Source organism: Streptomyces sp. NPDC059142 (genome assembly GCF_042755665.1).
In the GTDB taxonomy this organism is placed as follows: Bacteria; Actinomycetota; Actinomycetes; order Streptomycetales; family Streptomycetaceae; genus Streptomyces.
In genome coordinates this window covers 1-14,486 of the sequence record NZ_JBHZDA010000072.1, presented here as the reverse complement: position 1 = coordinate 14,486, position 14,486 = coordinate 1, and the positions used below count along the sequence as shown (strand labels likewise).

Sequence of the window (14,486 nt, the reverse complement as noted above, 5' to 3'; positions counted from 1 at the left end):
AGGGGGAGGCCATGCGCTTTCGCGGGAAATCCATCCGCCGGAAGATCGTGGCGCTGCTGCTCGTGCCGCTCATCGGGCTCACCGTTCTCTGGGGGCTCGCGACCACGCTCGCCGGGACTCCGGCCAAGCAGCTCATCGATGTCAGCTACGCGATCAAGGAAATCGGCCACCCGGTGGAGGACAGCATCCGGGTCCTCCAGAGCGAGCGCCGCCAGACGCTGATCTTCCTGGCGGACCCCGAGGCCGCCGATTCGCTGACCGAGCTGCGCAGCCGCCGGAGCGACACGGACCGGGCGCTGACCAAGGTCAGGCGCAACTCCGAGTCCGGCGTACGCGACCGGATGGACACCATCACCTCCGAGCGGCTCGGCCGGCTCCTCGACGACCTGGGCGGCCTCGACCTGATGCGCCGCTCCGTCGAGGAGAGCACCGTCACCCGCGAGGGTGCCCTCGACTTCTACAACAAGCTCATCGACCCCAGCCACAACGTCCTCGCGTCGCTCTACAGCACCGAGGACATGGACGGCGACAACTGGGGCCGTGCGCTGATCGGCCTGGACCGCGCCAAGGAGATGCTCTCCCGCGAGGACGCGCTCGTCGCCTCCGCGCTGGTCGGCCGCGAGATGACCGCCGAGGACCTGCGCGGCACCTCCGACCTGGTCGCCAACCGCGTCCTGCTCTACGAGTCCAACCTGGCCGACCTGCCGCTCTCCGACCGCTCGACGCTGGAGCAGTACTGGCGCACCCCGGCCACCCTGGAGCTGCGCGAGACGGAGGACCGCCTCATCGCCGCCGGCCCGGCCAAGAACCCGAAGTCGGTCAGCGCCAAGAGCTGGCAGCGGATGACCGCCTCCGTCCTCAGCGACCTCACCGAGGAGAGCGCCGAGGCCAGCACCCTGTACCGGGATCACATCGACCCCGTACGCCAGGACATCTTCGTCAGGACCGGACTCGCCGCGGCGCTGGGCCTGCTCACCCTCCTGATCTCCATCTTCGTCTCCACCCGCGTCGGCCGTGACCTGATCCGCGACCTCTCCCGGCTCCGCAAGGAGGCCCACGAGGTCTCCGGCGTGCGCCTGCCGAGCGTCATGCGCAGGCTCGCCGCGGGCGACCCCGTCGACGTGGAGACCGAGGCGCCGCGCCTCGAATACGAGAGGGACGAGGTCGGCCAGGTCGGCCAGGCCCTCAACACGCTTCAGCGCGCCGCCGTCGAGGCCGCCGTCAAACAGGCCGATCTGCGGCGCGGCGTCTCCGAGGTGTTCGTCAACCTCGCCCGGCGCAACCAGGTCCTGCTCCACCGTCAGCTCACGCTCCTGGACACCATGGAGCGCCGTACGGAGGACACCGAGGAGCTGGCCGACCTCTTCCGCCTCGACCACCTCACCACCCGTATGCGCCGGCACGCCGAGGGTCTCGTGATCCTCTCCGGCGCCGCCCCCTCCCGCCAGTGGCGCAAGCCCGTCCAGCTCATGGACGTCGTGCGCGCCGCCGTCGCGGAGGTCGAGGACTACGAGCGCATCGAGGTCCGCAGGCTCCCGCGGATCGGTGTCGGCGGCCCCGCCGTGGCCGACCTCACCCACCTCATCGCGGAACTCCTGGAGAACGCCACGGTGTTCTCGCCCCCGCACACCGCGGTGCAGGTGCACGGCGAGCGGGTCGCGAACGGCTTCACCCTGGAGATCCACGACCGCGGTCTGGGCATGGCCCCCGAGGTGCTGCTCGACGCGAACCTCCGGCTCGCGGAGACCCCCGAGTTCGAACTGTCGGACACCGACCGGCTCGGACTGTTCGTCGTCAGCCGGCTCGCCCAGCGGCAGAACGTACGGGTCTCCCTCCAGCCTTCCCCCTACGGCGGTACGACGGCGATCGTCTTCCTGCCCGTCGCGCTGCTCACCGACGCCCCCGAGACCGAGGGCACCGGCTTCCGGCTCGACCGCAAGAACGCCCTGGAGCGGGGGCGCGGCCGGACCGACTCCGGCGGTGGACGGCTCACCGCCCTGGCGCAGGTCCCCACCGGACTGGGCAGCGGCCCGTCCGTGCTCGACGGCCCGGTCGAACTCGAAGCACCTGTCGGTGCCTTGGGCGCCGACAGCGGGCCGGTACTCGGCGGAGGTGACGGCATCGGCGATCTCGATGACACGGAGAGCGAGCGTGGCGGACTGTTCCGCGCGCGTGAGCACCTCCGTGACGCCCCCCAGGGCACCCACGACACCCAGGGGCGTCGCGACACCCGCGACGACCACGACGTACGGGACGCCCGTGACGGCAGAGGGGACCTGTACGACGTACGGGACGCCCGGATGAGCCGTGACGAACTGCGCGAGCTGCGGGACGAGAACCGGCGCGACGACACCCGCGACTTCCGCGAGCGCCGCGACGGCCGGGCCACCCCGGCCCCGCGCGGCCGGCACGCCCGCTACGACCAGGCTCCCGGTACCGGACCCGACGCCGGCTCCGCCGACGAGCCGGTGCTGCCCCGCCGCAAGCCCCCGACCCTGGTCGCGGACCGCGGCCGGCGCGTGGACGAACCGGAGCGCGGCGCCTCGGCGCAGGACCGGCCGGCACCGGGCGGAGCGGGCGGACGTACCCGTTCGGGCGTACCGTCGCAGACCTCCCGCCGCACACCGGCGGGAACACCGTCGGACGAGGCCCCGCCCATGATCGACGGACTGCCTCGCCGGGTCCGGCAGGCCAGCCTGGCCCCCCAGTTGAGGGACGTCGCACAGGACACGAACTCCGGCCCGGGACCCGTCGCGGGCCAGGAAGGCGAGCGGGACGCGGACGAGGTCCGCAGCCGTATGGCGTCGCTCCAACGCGGCTGGCAGCGCGGTCGTCGGCAGAACGACGCCGACGACACCGGCGGCCCGGCCGGGACACAAGGAACCACATCGGAGGGGGACGGTCGATGACCGCACCGAATGTCGCAGCACGCTCCACCGACCCCAATGGCGCGGGAGAGCTCAACTGGCTGCTCGACGAGTTGGTCGAGCGGGTCGCCAGCATCCGTAAAGCGGTGGTCCTCTCCGGGGACGGCCTCGCCACCGGCACGTCGAAGGACCTGACGCGCGAGGACGGTGAGCACCTCGCGGCCGTCGCCTCCGGATTCCACAGCCTCGCCAAGGGCGTGGGCCGGCACTTCGAGGCGGGCAGGGTCCGCCAGACCGTGGTCGAGCTGGACGACGCGTTCCTCTTCGTCACCGCGGCGGGCGACGGCAGTTGTCTGGCCGTCCTCTCCGACGCGGACTCGGACGTCGGCCAGGTCGCCTACGAGATGACGCTCATGGTCAAGCGGGTCGGGGTCCACCTGGGCACGGCCCCACGGACCGGCCTGCCCGCCGGAGGGTGAGTGGGCTGAGATGAGTGACTCAGGTCAGGATCCGCAGCACTGGTTCGACGGCGAAGCCGGACCGGTGGTGCGTCCGTACGCGATGACGCGTGGCCGCACCAGCAGCGCGACGCGCCACCAACTCGACCTGATCGCGCTCGTCGTATGCGAACCCGAGGCCGGTGACCCCGGCCGGGACCAGACGCTCTCCCCCGAGCACGTGGAGATCGTGGATCGCTGCTACACGAGCCCCCAGTCGATCGCCGAGCTCTCGGCGGGCCTCGACCTCCCCGTAGGGGTGGTCAGAGTGCTCGTCGGAGACCTCGTCGAGGACGAAATCGTGCGTGTAACCCGTCCCGTTCCGCCGGCCGAGCTGCCGGACGTGAGCATTCTCCGCGAGGTGATCAATGGTCTTCGGGCGCTCTAGCCGCAGGCAGCGTCCGGTCGATCCGGTGGCGCTGAAGATCCTGGTCGCGGGCGGCTTCGGGGTGGGCAAGACCACCCTCGTCGGTGCCGTGAGCGAGATCAGGCCGCTCCGTACCGAAGAGGTGCTGAGCGAGGCCGGCCGGCCCGTCGACGACGTCGACGGCGTCGAGTCCAAGACGACCACCACGGTCGCCATGGACTTCGGCCGGATCACCCTCCGCGAGGACCTGGTGCTGTACGTCTTCGGCACCCCCGGGCAGGACCGCTTCTGGTTCCTCTGGGACGAGTTGGCCCAGGGCGCCCTGGGCGCCGTCGTGCTGGCCGACACCCGGCGGCTCGCGGACTCCTTCGCCGCCGTCGACTACTTCGAACGGCGCGGCATCCCCTTCACGGTGGCCGTCAACTGCTTCGAAGGGGCCGACCGCTTCCCCGGCGAGACCGTACGCTCGGCGCTCGACCTCGACCCCGAGGTCCCGCTGGTGATGTGCGACGCGCGCGAACGCGAGTCCGTCAAGGAGGTGCTGGTCTCGGTGGTCGAACACGCCATGAACCGCGCCGCCCTCCAGCGCGAGCACGCGCCCACCTCCTGACCGGGCGACGGCCGGGAACGAGAACCGCGAACGGCCGGCCGGCGTCCCCCACCAGGGGGACGGCCGGAGCCCACGGGGGTGGTCCCGGCCGTCCCGCACCGACCGGCCGGCTCAGTGGCCGGTCACCGAGCGCCACGCCACCGGGAAGTCGAAGTAGCGGTCCGGGAACGTCTCCGGCCTGTGGGTGAAGTGCCACCACTCCTCGGGCAGGTTGGTGAACCCCACCTCCGCCAGGGCCGACCTCAGCAGCAGCCGGTTCGCCCGCTGCCCGCCCGTGACCCGCGGATCGTCAGTGTGCGAGAGCGTGTCGAAACAGTCGAAGCCGGTTCCCATGTCGACGGAGTTGTCCGGGAACCGCTCCTTCTTCGGCCCGTAGCAGGGCGCGAGCCGCTCACCCGGTACGTACGGACGCGTCGGCAGCGCCGGCAGTCCCACGAGCGTCAGATCCACCGTGGAGCCCCGGCTGTGCCCGGACTTCTCCGCGATGTAACCGTCCTCGAACAGCCGCGACTTGTCGACCCGCGGATAGAACTCCGCCTTCATCCGCTGGTCCTGGAGATCCTTCGCCCAGCGCACGAAGTGGTCGACGGCCCGTTGCGGCCGGTAGCAGTCGTACACCTTCAGCGAGTAGCCCTGCCGCAGCAGCCTCGACTGCGCGGCGCGCAGCGCGAGGGCCGTGGACCGGGTGACGATGCACACCGGCTCCCGGTAGCCGTCCACCGGCCCGCCCAGGAAGGTGTGCCGGGTCGGATAGCGCATCTCCTGGATGATCGTCGGCGCGACCGTCCGCAGGGCGACGAACTCCGGAGGAGCCGTCGGCCCGGAGACGGCCGGAACGGGCGCCGCCCCGGCGGCCGGGGCCGCGGCGGTGACGGTGAGCAGCGTGGCGGCCCCCGCGGCGAGGACGGCGAGAGCACGGCGGAACGCGAGTCCTGTCATGAACATATTGATCTATCAGCTTCACGGGCGGGGGAGAAGAGCGATCGCATACAGCCCGCTCGCGTCCGGTACAGTCCGCGCGTGTCCGAGCCCCCGAAGAAGACCGACGCCCACGCGCACTGCGGCCACTGCGGCGCCCGCTACCCCGCGGCGGCCGGCTGGCCCCGCACCTGCCCCGCCTGCGGCGCCACCGCCTACCGCAACCCGCTCCCCGTCGCGGTCGCCCTCCTGCCGGTGACCGACCGCCAGGGCACCTCCCTCGTCGTCATCACCCGCGCCATCGCCCCCGCGTACGGCGGCGTCGCCCTCCCCGGCGGCTTCGTCGACCACGACGAGAGCTGGGCCCACGCCGTCGTACGCGAACTGCGCGAGGAGACCGGCATCGAGGCAGCCGAGCGGGACGTCACCCTCGCCGACGCGCTCAGCTCGCCCGACGGCCATCTGCTCCTCTTCGGCCTCCTCCCGGAGCGCCCCGCGGCGAGCCTGCCGCCCCCGGCCCCCACCGCCGAGACCTCCGGCCGGCATCTGCTGCGCGCCCCCGCCGAACTCGCGTTCCCCCTCCACACCGAGGCCGTACGCGCCTGGTTCGCCGGCCGCTACACCCCCGCGCCACGCCGCTGACCGTACGGAGACAACGGCGCCCGCCGAGGGTGGCCGGTACGGGTCAGCGGGCCCGGCCCCTGACCCGTACCGGCCATCGCGGCGGCACCGCGCCCCCGTCCGTCACCCGCTCGACCCGGACCACGCCGTCCACCAGCCGCGACGTGTACCGCTCCACCTCCGGCACGCGATCCGCCACGGACTCCACACCGCCGCCACCACCGTCCCCGGCGCCCTCCGCCGGCTTCCGCCCGGCCTCCTGCGGATCCAGCACCACCAGCCCGCCGCCCGCACGCCCCGCCACCGGAGCCCACGCCTCCAGCTCCATACCGCCGTCGGCGCCCCGCACCGGAATCACCGCACCCGCCCTGGCCAGCACCGGGATACGGGAAGGCGGCGCGTCCAGCAGCACCTGGCCCGGCCCCTCGTACACCTCCTCCGTCGCCGTGTCGTACCACCGCCCCCGCGGCAGCCGCACCGCCCTCCGGTCCGCGCCCCGCGTCAGCACCGGCGCCACCAGCAGCGAATCACCCAGCAGAAACGCGTCCTCGCAGTCGCGCAGCGCCCGGTCCTCCGGCGCCCCCCACCACAACGGCCGGACATACGGCGCCCCCGTCACCCCGGCGAGCTGCGCCAGCGTCACGAAGTACGGCCGCAGCCGCTCCCGCTCGTCCAGCGCGGCCCGCGCGTGCTCCAGCACCCGAGGCCCGAACTCCCACGGCTCCCTGCGCCCCGCGTCGATCGCCGCGTGCGTACGGAACAGCGGCAGATACGCGCCGAGCTGGAACCAGCGCAGATACAGCTCCGGCGACGGACTTCCGTCGAAACCCCCCACATCAGGACCCGAGTACGGCACCCCGCACAGCCCGAGACCCAGCACCAGCGCCAGCGACGCGCGCAGCCCGGACCACCCCGTCGACACATCACCCGACCAGGTCCCGCCGTACCGCTGCATCCCCGCCCACCCCGAGCGCGAGAAGAGGAACGGCCGCTCGCCGGGGCGCAGCCGCCGCAACGCCTCGTACCCGGCCCGCGCCATCGTCAGCGCGTACACGTTGTGGCCCTCACGGTGGTCCCCGCCCCGCCCCTCCAGCGCGTGCCGGGACGAACGCGGCAGCGTCGGATCGCCGAACGGCGCGAAGGACACCGGCTCGTTCATGTCGTGCCACACCCCGGCGAACCCCTGCGCCAGCCGCTCCTCGTACAGCCCGCCCCACCACTCACGTACCACCGGATCGGTGAAATCCGGATAGACGCACTCACCGGGCCAGACGACCCCCCGCACCGGGCGCCCCCGCGCGTCCCGTACGAACGCCCCGCCGCCCCCGGAACCCCCCGCACGCGCACCGAGCGCCCGCCCGCTGTCGTACACCGCGTTCCCCGGCTCCGCCTTCACCGCCGGATCCACGATCGACACCAGCCGGACCCCCTGCGCGCGCAACTCCGCCGCGAGCCCCGGCAGATCGGGGAAACGCCCACGGTCGACGGTGAAGACCTGATGCGCGTCGTAGTGGTCGATGTCGAGATGGACCGCCGACAGCGGCAGATCCCGCTCGCGGTACCCCGCCACGATCCGCCGCACCTCGCGCTCGCTGCCGAACCCCCACCGCGCGTGCTGCGGCCCGAGCGCCCAGGACGGCGGCGCCACCGGCGCCCCGCTCAGCGCCGTCCACCCGTGCAGCACCCGCGCGGGCGTACCGGTCACCACCCAGCAGCGCAGCGGCCCGCCCTCCATCCGCAGCTCACTGGTGCCCGGCCGGTCGTGCCCGGAGCCCGCGCCCTCCTCGCCCTCCCGCAGCGTCACGCGGCCGTCCCAGGAGTTGTCGTGGAAGGCGAGATGCGTCCCCGCGTCGGCCACCACGAGCTGCACCGGCATCGTCACGTACAGCGGATCGTCCCCAGGACCGAAGCCACCGCCCGGATCCGTGTTCCACAACCGGTACGTGCCGTCGCGCAGCCGCGGCCCCGACGCCCGGCCGCCCAGACCGAAGAACCGCCCGTCCGCCGCCACCTCCGTCCGCTGCACCCAGCGCGCACCGCCCCCCGCCACCGGCTCCCACCAGCGCGGCGGCAGCTCCCGGCGGAGCGTCACACCCCCCGGCGTACGGATCTCCACACCGCCGTGGCGCGACACCGCCACCGTCACCCACTGCGACACCACCCGCCAGCCGCCGTCCTTGTCCGGTTCGAGCCCGGCCCGCGGATCCGGCTCGGGCGGAGCGCCGGCCAGCCCGTACGACGGCAGCGGACCCGCCCCGTCCCACCCCCAGAACACCGCGCCGCCCACCATGACGCACACCCGCAGCTCCGCCCGCGCGAACCGGACGGTCCCCCCGCCCGGCGACGGCTCCACCCCCGCGACCGGACCCGGCACCCTGGCCCGCTCCGGACCGCGCGCGGCCAGCTCTCTGGCGTCCGCCCGCCGCCCACGCCACGCCGACCGTACGGAGCGCAGCCCCCGCACCGATCCGGCCACTCTCATCGAACGCACCAGTTCCCGACCGTCCATGCCGCTCAGCCTGCCATCCGCGCCGCCCCCGAGGGACATCGTTCAACTCCCGTTCACCCGTGGCGGCCCCGGCCCGGCATCGGTGACGGAACCTGGTGCCCGCGACGATCACATGGCATCGTCCGTACCACGTCACCGCGTGACCACTGCCGAGCCAGCCGGGAGCCGCCCCATGACCGCAGCCGCCAGCCCTGACGCCCCTCTGTGGCAGCCGGGCCAGGACCGTATCGCCACGGCCCGGATCACCCGCTTCCAGAGCTGGGCGGCCGAGCGGTACGGCGCACCGGCCGACGGCGGATACGCGGCGCTGCACCGCTGGTCGGTGGAGGAGCTGGAGAGCTTCTGGGCCGCCGTCGCCGACTGGTTCGACATCCGGTTCTCCACCCCGTACGAACGGGTCCTGGGCGACCGCTCCATGCCGGGCGCCCAGTGGTTCCCCGGCGCCACCCTCAACTACGCAGAACACGCCCTGCGCACGGCGGACGACCCGGACCGCGCCCACCAGCCGGCGCTCCTGTACGTCGACGAGACCCCCGAGCAGACCGCGGTGAGCTGGGCGGAGCTGCGCCGCCAGGTGACCGCCCTCGCGACACGCCTGCGCGAACTGGGCGTACGCCCCGGAGACCGGGTCAGCGGCTACCTCCCCAACATCCCGCAGGCCGTCACGGCGCTCCTCGCCACCGCGGCCGTCGGCGCCACCTGGACCTCCTGCGCCCCCGACTTCGGCGCCCGAGGCGTCCTCGACCGCTTCCAGCAGGTCGAACCCGTCGTGCTCTTCACCGTCGACGGCTACCGCTACGGCGGCAAGGAGCACGACCGTACGGAGACCGTCGCGGAACTCCGCCGCGAACTGCCCACCCTGCGGGCCGTGGTCCACATCCCGCTGCTGGGCACCCCCACGCCGGACGGCGCGCTCGACTGGGCGGAGATCACGGCACCGGACGCGGACGGAGCCGATCCCGGCGGCTCCGGGGCGACACCGCGGGCCTTCGTCTACGAACAGGTCCCCTTCGACCACCCCCTGTGGGTCCTGTACTCCTCCGGCACCACCGGACTGCCCAAGGCGATCGTCCAGTCCCAGGGCGGCATCCTCCTCGAACACGTCAAACAGCTCGGCCTCCACTGCGACCTGGGCCCCGAGGACCGGTTCTTCTGGTACACCTCCACCGGCTGGATGATGTGGAACTTCCTCGTCTCCGGACTGCTCACCGGCACCACGGTCGTGCTGTACGACGGCAGCCCCGGCCATCCGTCCGTCGACGCCCAGTGGGGCGTCGCCGAGCGGACCGGCGCCACCCTCTTCGGCACCTCGGCCGCGTACGTCATGGCCTGCCGCAAGGCCGGTGTGCACCCCGGCCGCGACCACGACCTCTCGCGCGTCGGCTGCGTCGCCACCACCGGATCACCACTGCCGCCCGACGGATTCCGCTGGCTCCACGACGAGGTCGCCGAGGACCTGTGGATCGCCTCCGTCAGCGGCGGCACCGACGTGTGCAGCTGCTTCGCCGGAGCCGTCCCCACCCTCCCCGTCCACGTGGGGGAGTTGCAGGCGCCCTGTCTCGGCACCGACCTCCAGGCGTGGGACCCCGAGGGACACCCGGTCGTCGGGGAGGTCGGCGAACTCGTCGTCACCCGGCCCATGCCCTCGATGCCCGTCCGCTTCTGGAACGACCCCGACGGCAGCCGCTACCGCGACAGCTACTTCGAGATGTTCCCCGGCGTCTGGCGCCACGGCGACTGGATCACCGTCACCGACCGGGGAACCGTCATCATCCACGGCCGCTCCGACTCCACCCTCAACCGCCAGGGCGTACGGATGGGATCCGCCGACATCTACGAAGTCGTCGAACGCCTCCCCGAGATCAGGGAATCGCTGGTCATCGGCGTGGAGGAGCCGGACGGCGGGTACTGGATGCCGCTCTTCGTCCATCTCGCCGAGGGCGCCGCACTCGACGACGCCCTGCGCACCCGCGTCCGGCTGACGATCCGCGAACAGCTCTCGCCGCGCCATGTCCCGGACGAGATCATCGAGGTCCCCGGCATCCCGCACACCCTGACGGGCAAACGCATCGAGGTGCCCGTCAAACGCCTGCTCCAGGGAACGGCGCTGGACAAGGCCGTCAACGCGGGCTCCGTCGACAACCTCGAACTGCTCCGGTTCTACGAGGAACTCGCCCGCGAGCGCCCCTGAACCGGCGGCCGGTCCCGGTTGCCGGACCCGGCTGTCAGACCCCCCGATTACTCTGAGTGAGCAATGATCGACCGTGCTCAGGGGGAGTCATGACGCACACCGACCGCACACCCGGCGACCGCACGTCCACCGGCCACACACCCACCGGCCACACACCCATCGACCACACACCCGTCGACCACCCGCGCCCCGGCCGGGGCGACCGCACCCGCGCGGCCAGGCGGCGCACGCTGCGCCGCGAAGTCCCCAGCATCGTCGGCCTCCTCGCCGACGAAAGGGACTTCGCGGCGATGCGGAGCTACCGCAGCTTCACCTTCGACGACCACGCGGCCTATCTGCGCCAGCTCGACGGGCTGCTCAGGGCGCTGGCCAAGCAGGGGGTGCACACCACCGTCGCGCTCTTCGACCCGGAGGAGTTCGCCGCGTACTGCGCGGACACGGGGCTCGACCCGGACACCCCGGCCAGCCGCAGCCGCTTCACCGCCGCCATCCCGGCGAGCGGCGCCGCCGTGGCGTACGACGGCCGGCCCATCGACGCCCTCGTCCCCCAGCTCATCAACACCGCCGTCCGCAGGGCCACCTGGGAGTACGTGACGACACTCCTCGCCGACCTCGGCGCCTGCGCCGACTGCGGACAGGACATCGGGCGCGCGGCCTTCGACCGGGCCTCCCACATCCTGCTGCGCCTGCTGGAGGAGGCGGGCCCCGGCACCCACCATCTCGTGTGCAGCGTCCCGGCGGGCGACGAACAGCTCCTGGCCGTCCTGCACGCGGACCGCTACGAGGGCGCTCCACCTCCCGGGCACGCCACGTCACTCGACGGCGGCCTGTCCCCCGACGGCGCGCCGGCCCTCTTCGACACGTCCGAGGCGGCCGAGTTCGTCAGCGTGCTCGCGGCGGGCGTCGCCCTGGAGGGCGCCGGGGGAGTGGTGCTCCGTACGACGGTCCCGGGCACCCCGGACCGGCTGCACGGCTGGCGCCTGGCCGCCGGCGCCCTCCTCCCCCTCACCGAGGGCGAAGTCTTCAGCGCCTACTGCACGGACGCGGACACCGGGGAGCCGCTCTCACCCGAGCCGGGCGTGGAGTACCGCGCGGGCTTCGACCTGAGTCTGGACGACACCGGTACCCACCACTGACCGGAGACAAGGAAAGGGGCTTGTCCGCCGTGCACGGCGGACAAGCCCCTCGGGGGTCACCAGGTCACCGGATCACCAGGTCACCGGTGTCATTCGCCGGACAGCACCGCCTGCGCGGCCTTCCGCGCCTCCTCGGCGGAGTCCGTCGCCCGAGCCGCGGCGGCGGCCCGCTCGCACTGCGCCAGCGTGTGCTGGGCCAGCGCCGACCGTACATAGGGAATCGAGGCCGCACCCATCGACAACGACGTCACACCGAGACCGGTGAGCACACAGGCGAGCAGCGGATCGGCGGCTGCCTCGCCGCACACACCGCAGCTCTTGCCCTCCGCCTTCGCGCCCTCGGCCGACAGCGCCACCAGATCGAGCAGCGCGGGCTGCCACGGGTCCTGGAGCCGAGAGACGGCGCCCACCTGACGGTCGGCGGCGAAGGTGTACTGGGCCAGGTCATTGGTCCCCAGCGAAAGGAACTCGACCTCCTGGAGGATCGACCGCGCCCGCAGCGCGGCCGACGGAATCTCCACCATCGCACCGAACTTCGCGTTCAGCCCCGCCTCACGGCAGGCGTCCGCGAACGCCTTGGCGTCGGCGCGGTCGGCCACCATGGGCGCCATGACCTCCAGATACACCGGCAGCCCGGCCGCGGCCTTCGACAGCGCGGTGAGCTGCGTGCGCAGCACATCGGGGTGGTCCAGCAGACTGCGCAGCCCGCGCACGCCCAGCGCCGGGTTCGGCTCGTCGGCGGGGGTCAGGAAGTCCAGCGGCTTGTCCGCGCCGGCGTCCAGCACCCGCACGACCACCCGGCCCTCGGGGAACGCTTCGAGGACCTTGCGGTACGCCTCGATCTGCTTCTCCTCGGAGGGCGCCCGCTCGCTGTCGTCCAGGAACAGGAACTCGGTACGGAACAGCCCGACGCCCTCCGCCCCCGCCTCGACCGCGGCCGGTACATCCCCGGGCCCGCCGACATTGGCGAGCAGGGGCACCTTGTGCCCGTCGGAGGTCGCGCCCGGCCCGGTGGACGCGGAGAGCGCGGCCTTGCGCGCGGCGGCCGCGGCCTCCAGCTCGGCACGCTTCGCGGCCGTCGGCTCGACGAAGATCTCCCCCGTGCTGCCGTCGACGGCGATCACGGTGCCCTCGGCGATCTCGCCCGCACCCGGCAGCGCGACCACGGCGGGAACCCCGAGCGCACGCGCCAGGATCGCGCTGTGACTCGTCGGCCCGCCCTCCTCGGTGACGAAGCCGAGCACCAGCGCCGGGTCGAGCAGCGCGGTGTCCGCCGGGGCGAGATCGCGCGCGATCAGTACGTACGGCTCGTCGCTGTCCGGCACACCGGGCATCGGAACCCCGAGCAGCCGGGCGACGATACGATTCCGCACGTCGTCCAGGTCCGCGACGCGTCCGGCGAGGTACTCACCGGCTCCCGCGAGCAGGGCCCGGTACGAGGCGAACGCGTCGTAGACACCGCGCTCCGCCGTGGACCCGACGGCGATGCGCCGCTCCACATCGGCCATCAGCTCGGGGTCCTGGGCCATGAGCGCCTGGGCCTCCAGCACGGCCTGGGCCTCGCCACCGGCCAGATTGCCCCGGGCGACCAGATCGGCGGCCACGGCCTCGACAGCCTGGTGAGCACGCCCCTGCTCGCGCTCGGCCTCCTCCACCGGGATCTGCTTGGCCGGCGGTTCGAGCACCGCGGTCCCCATGTGCCGGACCTCGCCGATCGCCACTCCGTGGCTGACCCCGACGCCTCGCAGAGTTGTCTCCATTTCACCCGTCTCCGGTTATGCGGCGACCAGCTCGCCGCGATGGATGTACGACGGACGCGCCGCGTCCGTTCCTGACATACGTCGCCGGCGTCACTGCCAGCCGAACAGCGTGTCGCCGGTCTTCACATCGCCGTCCTCGCGGACGTCACCGAGCGCGTCGGGGGTGGCCTCCAGCGCCACGACGGGGCAGATCGGCGACTTGCCGGCCTGCTCGACCGCGGCCGGGTCCCAGCGCACGACACCCTGCCCGCGGCGGACGGTGTCGCCCTTGTTGACGAGCAGTTCGAAGCCCTCGCCGTTGAGCTGCACCGTGTCGATGCCGAGGTGGGTCAGTACCCCGTGCCCCTCGTCGTCCACGACGACGAAGGCGTGGGGGTGAAGGGAGACGACGACCCCGTCCACCGGCGAGACGACCTCGCCGGGCGCCCGCTCCGGATCGATGGCGGTACCGGGCCCCACCATGGCTCCGGCGAACACCGGGTCGGGAACGGCGGTCAATCCGATGGCACGTCCGGGCAGTGGGGCCGCGACGATGGTCATGGAGGAGCCTCCCAGGGGGTGGAGAAGAAGTCAGAGGGCCGCCGTCACCGTCTGTGAGGGAACGACGCGCTGTTCAGAAGGGTAAGTCATAGGAAGTGACGGTTCCGCGTAAGAGCTGCCGGTTGGCGGGCCTCCGGCGCACCGGAAACGATTTGCCTGTCCCTGCCGGCGGGATGTACTGTCGTACTCCTGCCTGACACCAACACGACATCTAGTCGGGGGTCGGCAGCATCTATCAAGCCTTGATCGTCATCCGGACTCCGCTTTTGCATGCCTGCGGAACGGTGGTCAGGAAGTCGAAAAAGACCTGGTAGAGTTTGAAACACGAAATGCCGAAGGGAAAAGCCCGGAGGAAAGCCCCAGAGAATGTTCTGCGGGTGAGTACGAAGGAAGCGTCCGTTCCTTGAGAACTCAACAGCGTGCCAAAAGTCAACGCCAGATATGTTGATACCCCGACCGGTCGAAAATCT

Annotated in this window: 12 protein-coding genes; 7 read left to right on the top strand and 5 right to left on the bottom strand. The window is 72.4% G+C overall.

Annotated features, from left to right (window positions below; all coding sequences use genetic code 11):
- Positions 1-11 precede the first annotated feature (11 nt).
- Genes ACFXPK_RS23465 through ACFXPK_RS23450 form a run of 4 tightly spaced genes read left to right on the top strand, consistent with a single transcriptional unit; the run spans position 12 to position 4,341 of the window.
- Positions 12-2,909: a nitrate- and nitrite sensing domain-containing protein gene (locus tag ACFXPK_RS23465; RefSeq protein WP_385006554.1), complete on the top strand. Its 2,898-nt coding sequence runs from the start codon at positions 12-14 to the stop codon at positions 2,907-2,909.
- Complete coding sequence (locus ACFXPK_RS23460; RefSeq protein WP_329828359.1) at positions 2,906-3,346, top strand: roadblock/LC7 domain-containing protein; 441 nt, start codon at positions 2,906-2,908, stop codon at positions 3,344-3,346. The genes ACFXPK_RS23465 and ACFXPK_RS23460 overlap by 4 nt, the downstream gene beginning before the upstream one ends.
- Positions 3,347-3,356: 10 nt before the next feature.
- Positions 3,357-3,752 (top strand): DUF742 domain-containing protein, encoded by a 396-nt coding sequence (locus ACFXPK_RS23455; protein ID WP_329828358.1) that lies wholly within the window; start codon positions 3,357-3,359, stop codon positions 3,750-3,752.
- Complete coding sequence (locus ACFXPK_RS23450; protein WP_384926412.1) at positions 3,733-4,341, top strand: ATP/GTP-binding protein; 609 nt, start codon at positions 3,733-3,735, stop codon at positions 4,339-4,341. The genes ACFXPK_RS23455 and ACFXPK_RS23450 overlap by 20 nt, the downstream gene beginning before the upstream one ends.
- Before the next feature lie 111 nt (positions 4,342-4,452).
- Here the strand turns inward: ACFXPK_RS23450 and ACFXPK_RS23445 are convergent, their stop codons facing one another.
- Positions 4,453-5,280, bottom strand: coding sequence for a M15 family metallopeptidase (locus ACFXPK_RS23445; RefSeq protein ID WP_385006550.1), 828 nt, complete (start codon positions 5,278-5,280; stop codon positions 4,453-4,455).
- Between the two features lie 81 nt (positions 5,281-5,361).
- On the opposite strand from ACFXPK_RS23445, the gene ACFXPK_RS23440 reads away from it, so the two are divergent.
- Positions 5,362-5,901 (top strand): NUDIX domain-containing protein, encoded by a 540-nt coding sequence (locus tag ACFXPK_RS23440; RefSeq protein ID WP_385006552.1) that lies wholly within the window; start codon positions 5,362-5,364, stop codon positions 5,899-5,901.
- Positions 5,902-5,944: 43 nt separating this feature from the next.
- Here ACFXPK_RS23440 and ACFXPK_RS23435 read toward each other — a convergent pair whose 3' ends face one another.
- Positions 5,945-8,389, bottom strand: coding sequence for a TIM-barrel domain-containing protein (locus ACFXPK_RS23435; RefSeq protein WP_385078307.1), 2,445 nt, complete (start codon positions 8,387-8,389; stop codon positions 5,945-5,947).
- Between the two features lie 172 nt (positions 8,390-8,561).
- Here ACFXPK_RS23435 and ACFXPK_RS23430 point away from each other — a divergent pair, with 172 nt between their 5' ends.
- Positions 8,562-10,580 (top strand): acetoacetate--CoA ligase, encoded by a 2,019-nt coding sequence (locus ACFXPK_RS23430; RefSeq protein ID WP_385078304.1) that lies wholly within the window; start codon positions 8,562-8,564, stop codon positions 10,578-10,580.
- Between the two features lie 89 nt (positions 10,581-10,669).
- On the top strand, positions 10,670-11,716 hold the full coding sequence (locus ACFXPK_RS23425; protein ID WP_385078302.1) for a hypothetical protein: 1,047 nt from the start codon (positions 10,670-10,672) through the stop codon (positions 11,714-11,716).
- Between the two features lie 89 nt (positions 11,717-11,805).
- Here ACFXPK_RS23425 and ptsP read toward each other — a convergent pair whose 3' ends face one another.
- From ptsP to ACFXPK_RS23410, 3 genes are all read right to left on the bottom strand, one after another.
- Positions 11,806-13,476 (bottom strand): phosphoenolpyruvate--protein phosphotransferase, encoded by a 1,671-nt coding sequence (gene ptsP, locus ACFXPK_RS23420; RefSeq protein WP_385007859.1) that lies wholly within the window; start codon positions 13,474-13,476, stop codon positions 11,806-11,808.
- Positions 13,477-13,566: 90 nt separating this feature from the next.
- Complete coding sequence (locus tag ACFXPK_RS23415; protein WP_385007861.1) at positions 13,567-14,016, bottom strand: PTS glucose transporter subunit IIA; 450 nt, start codon at positions 14,014-14,016, stop codon at positions 13,567-13,569.
- Between the two features lie 235 nt (positions 14,017-14,251).
- Positions 14,252-14,486 (bottom strand): hypothetical protein (locus ACFXPK_RS23410; RefSeq protein WP_385078299.1); only part of this gene is annotated, 235 nt, incomplete at its 5' end.

Excerpts from the sequence above, each read along its gene's own strand:
- ACFXPK_RS23465 (WP_385006554.1), top strand. The coding sequence starts at position 12 with ATGCGCTTTCGCGGGAAATCCATCCGCCGGAAGATCGTGGCGCTGCTG.
- ACFXPK_RS23460 (WP_329828359.1), top strand. The coding sequence starts at position 2,906 with ATGACCGCACCGAATGTCGCAGCACGCTCCACCGACCCCAATGGCGCG.
- ACFXPK_RS23455 (WP_329828358.1), top strand. The coding sequence starts at position 3,357 with ATGAGTGACTCAGGTCAGGATCCGCAGCACTGGTTCGACGGCGAAGCC.
- ACFXPK_RS23450 (WP_384926412.1), top strand. The coding sequence starts at position 3,733 with ATGGTCTTCGGGCGCTCTAGCCGCAGGCAGCGTCCGGTCGATCCGGTG.
- ACFXPK_RS23445 (WP_385006550.1), bottom strand. The coding sequence starts at position 5,280 with ATGACAGGACTCGCGTTCCGCCGTGCTCTCGCCGTCCTCGCCGCGGGG.
- ACFXPK_RS23435 (WP_385078307.1), bottom strand. The coding sequence starts at position 8,389 with ATGGACGGTCGGGAACTGGTGCGTTCGATGAGAGTGGCCGGATCGGTG.
- ACFXPK_RS23430 (WP_385078304.1), top strand. The coding sequence starts at position 8,562 with ATGACCGCAGCCGCCAGCCCTGACGCCCCTCTGTGGCAGCCGGGCCAG.
- ACFXPK_RS23425 (WP_385078302.1), top strand. The coding sequence starts at position 10,670 with ATGACGCACACCGACCGCACACCCGGCGACCGCACGTCCACCGGCCAC.
- ptsP (WP_385007859.1), bottom strand. The coding sequence starts at position 13,476 with ATGGAGACAACTCTGCGAGGCGTCGGGGTCAGCCACGGAGTGGCGATC.
- ACFXPK_RS23415 (WP_385007861.1), bottom strand. The coding sequence starts at position 14,016 with ATGACCATCGTCGCGGCCCCACTGCCCGGACGTGCCATCGGATTGACC.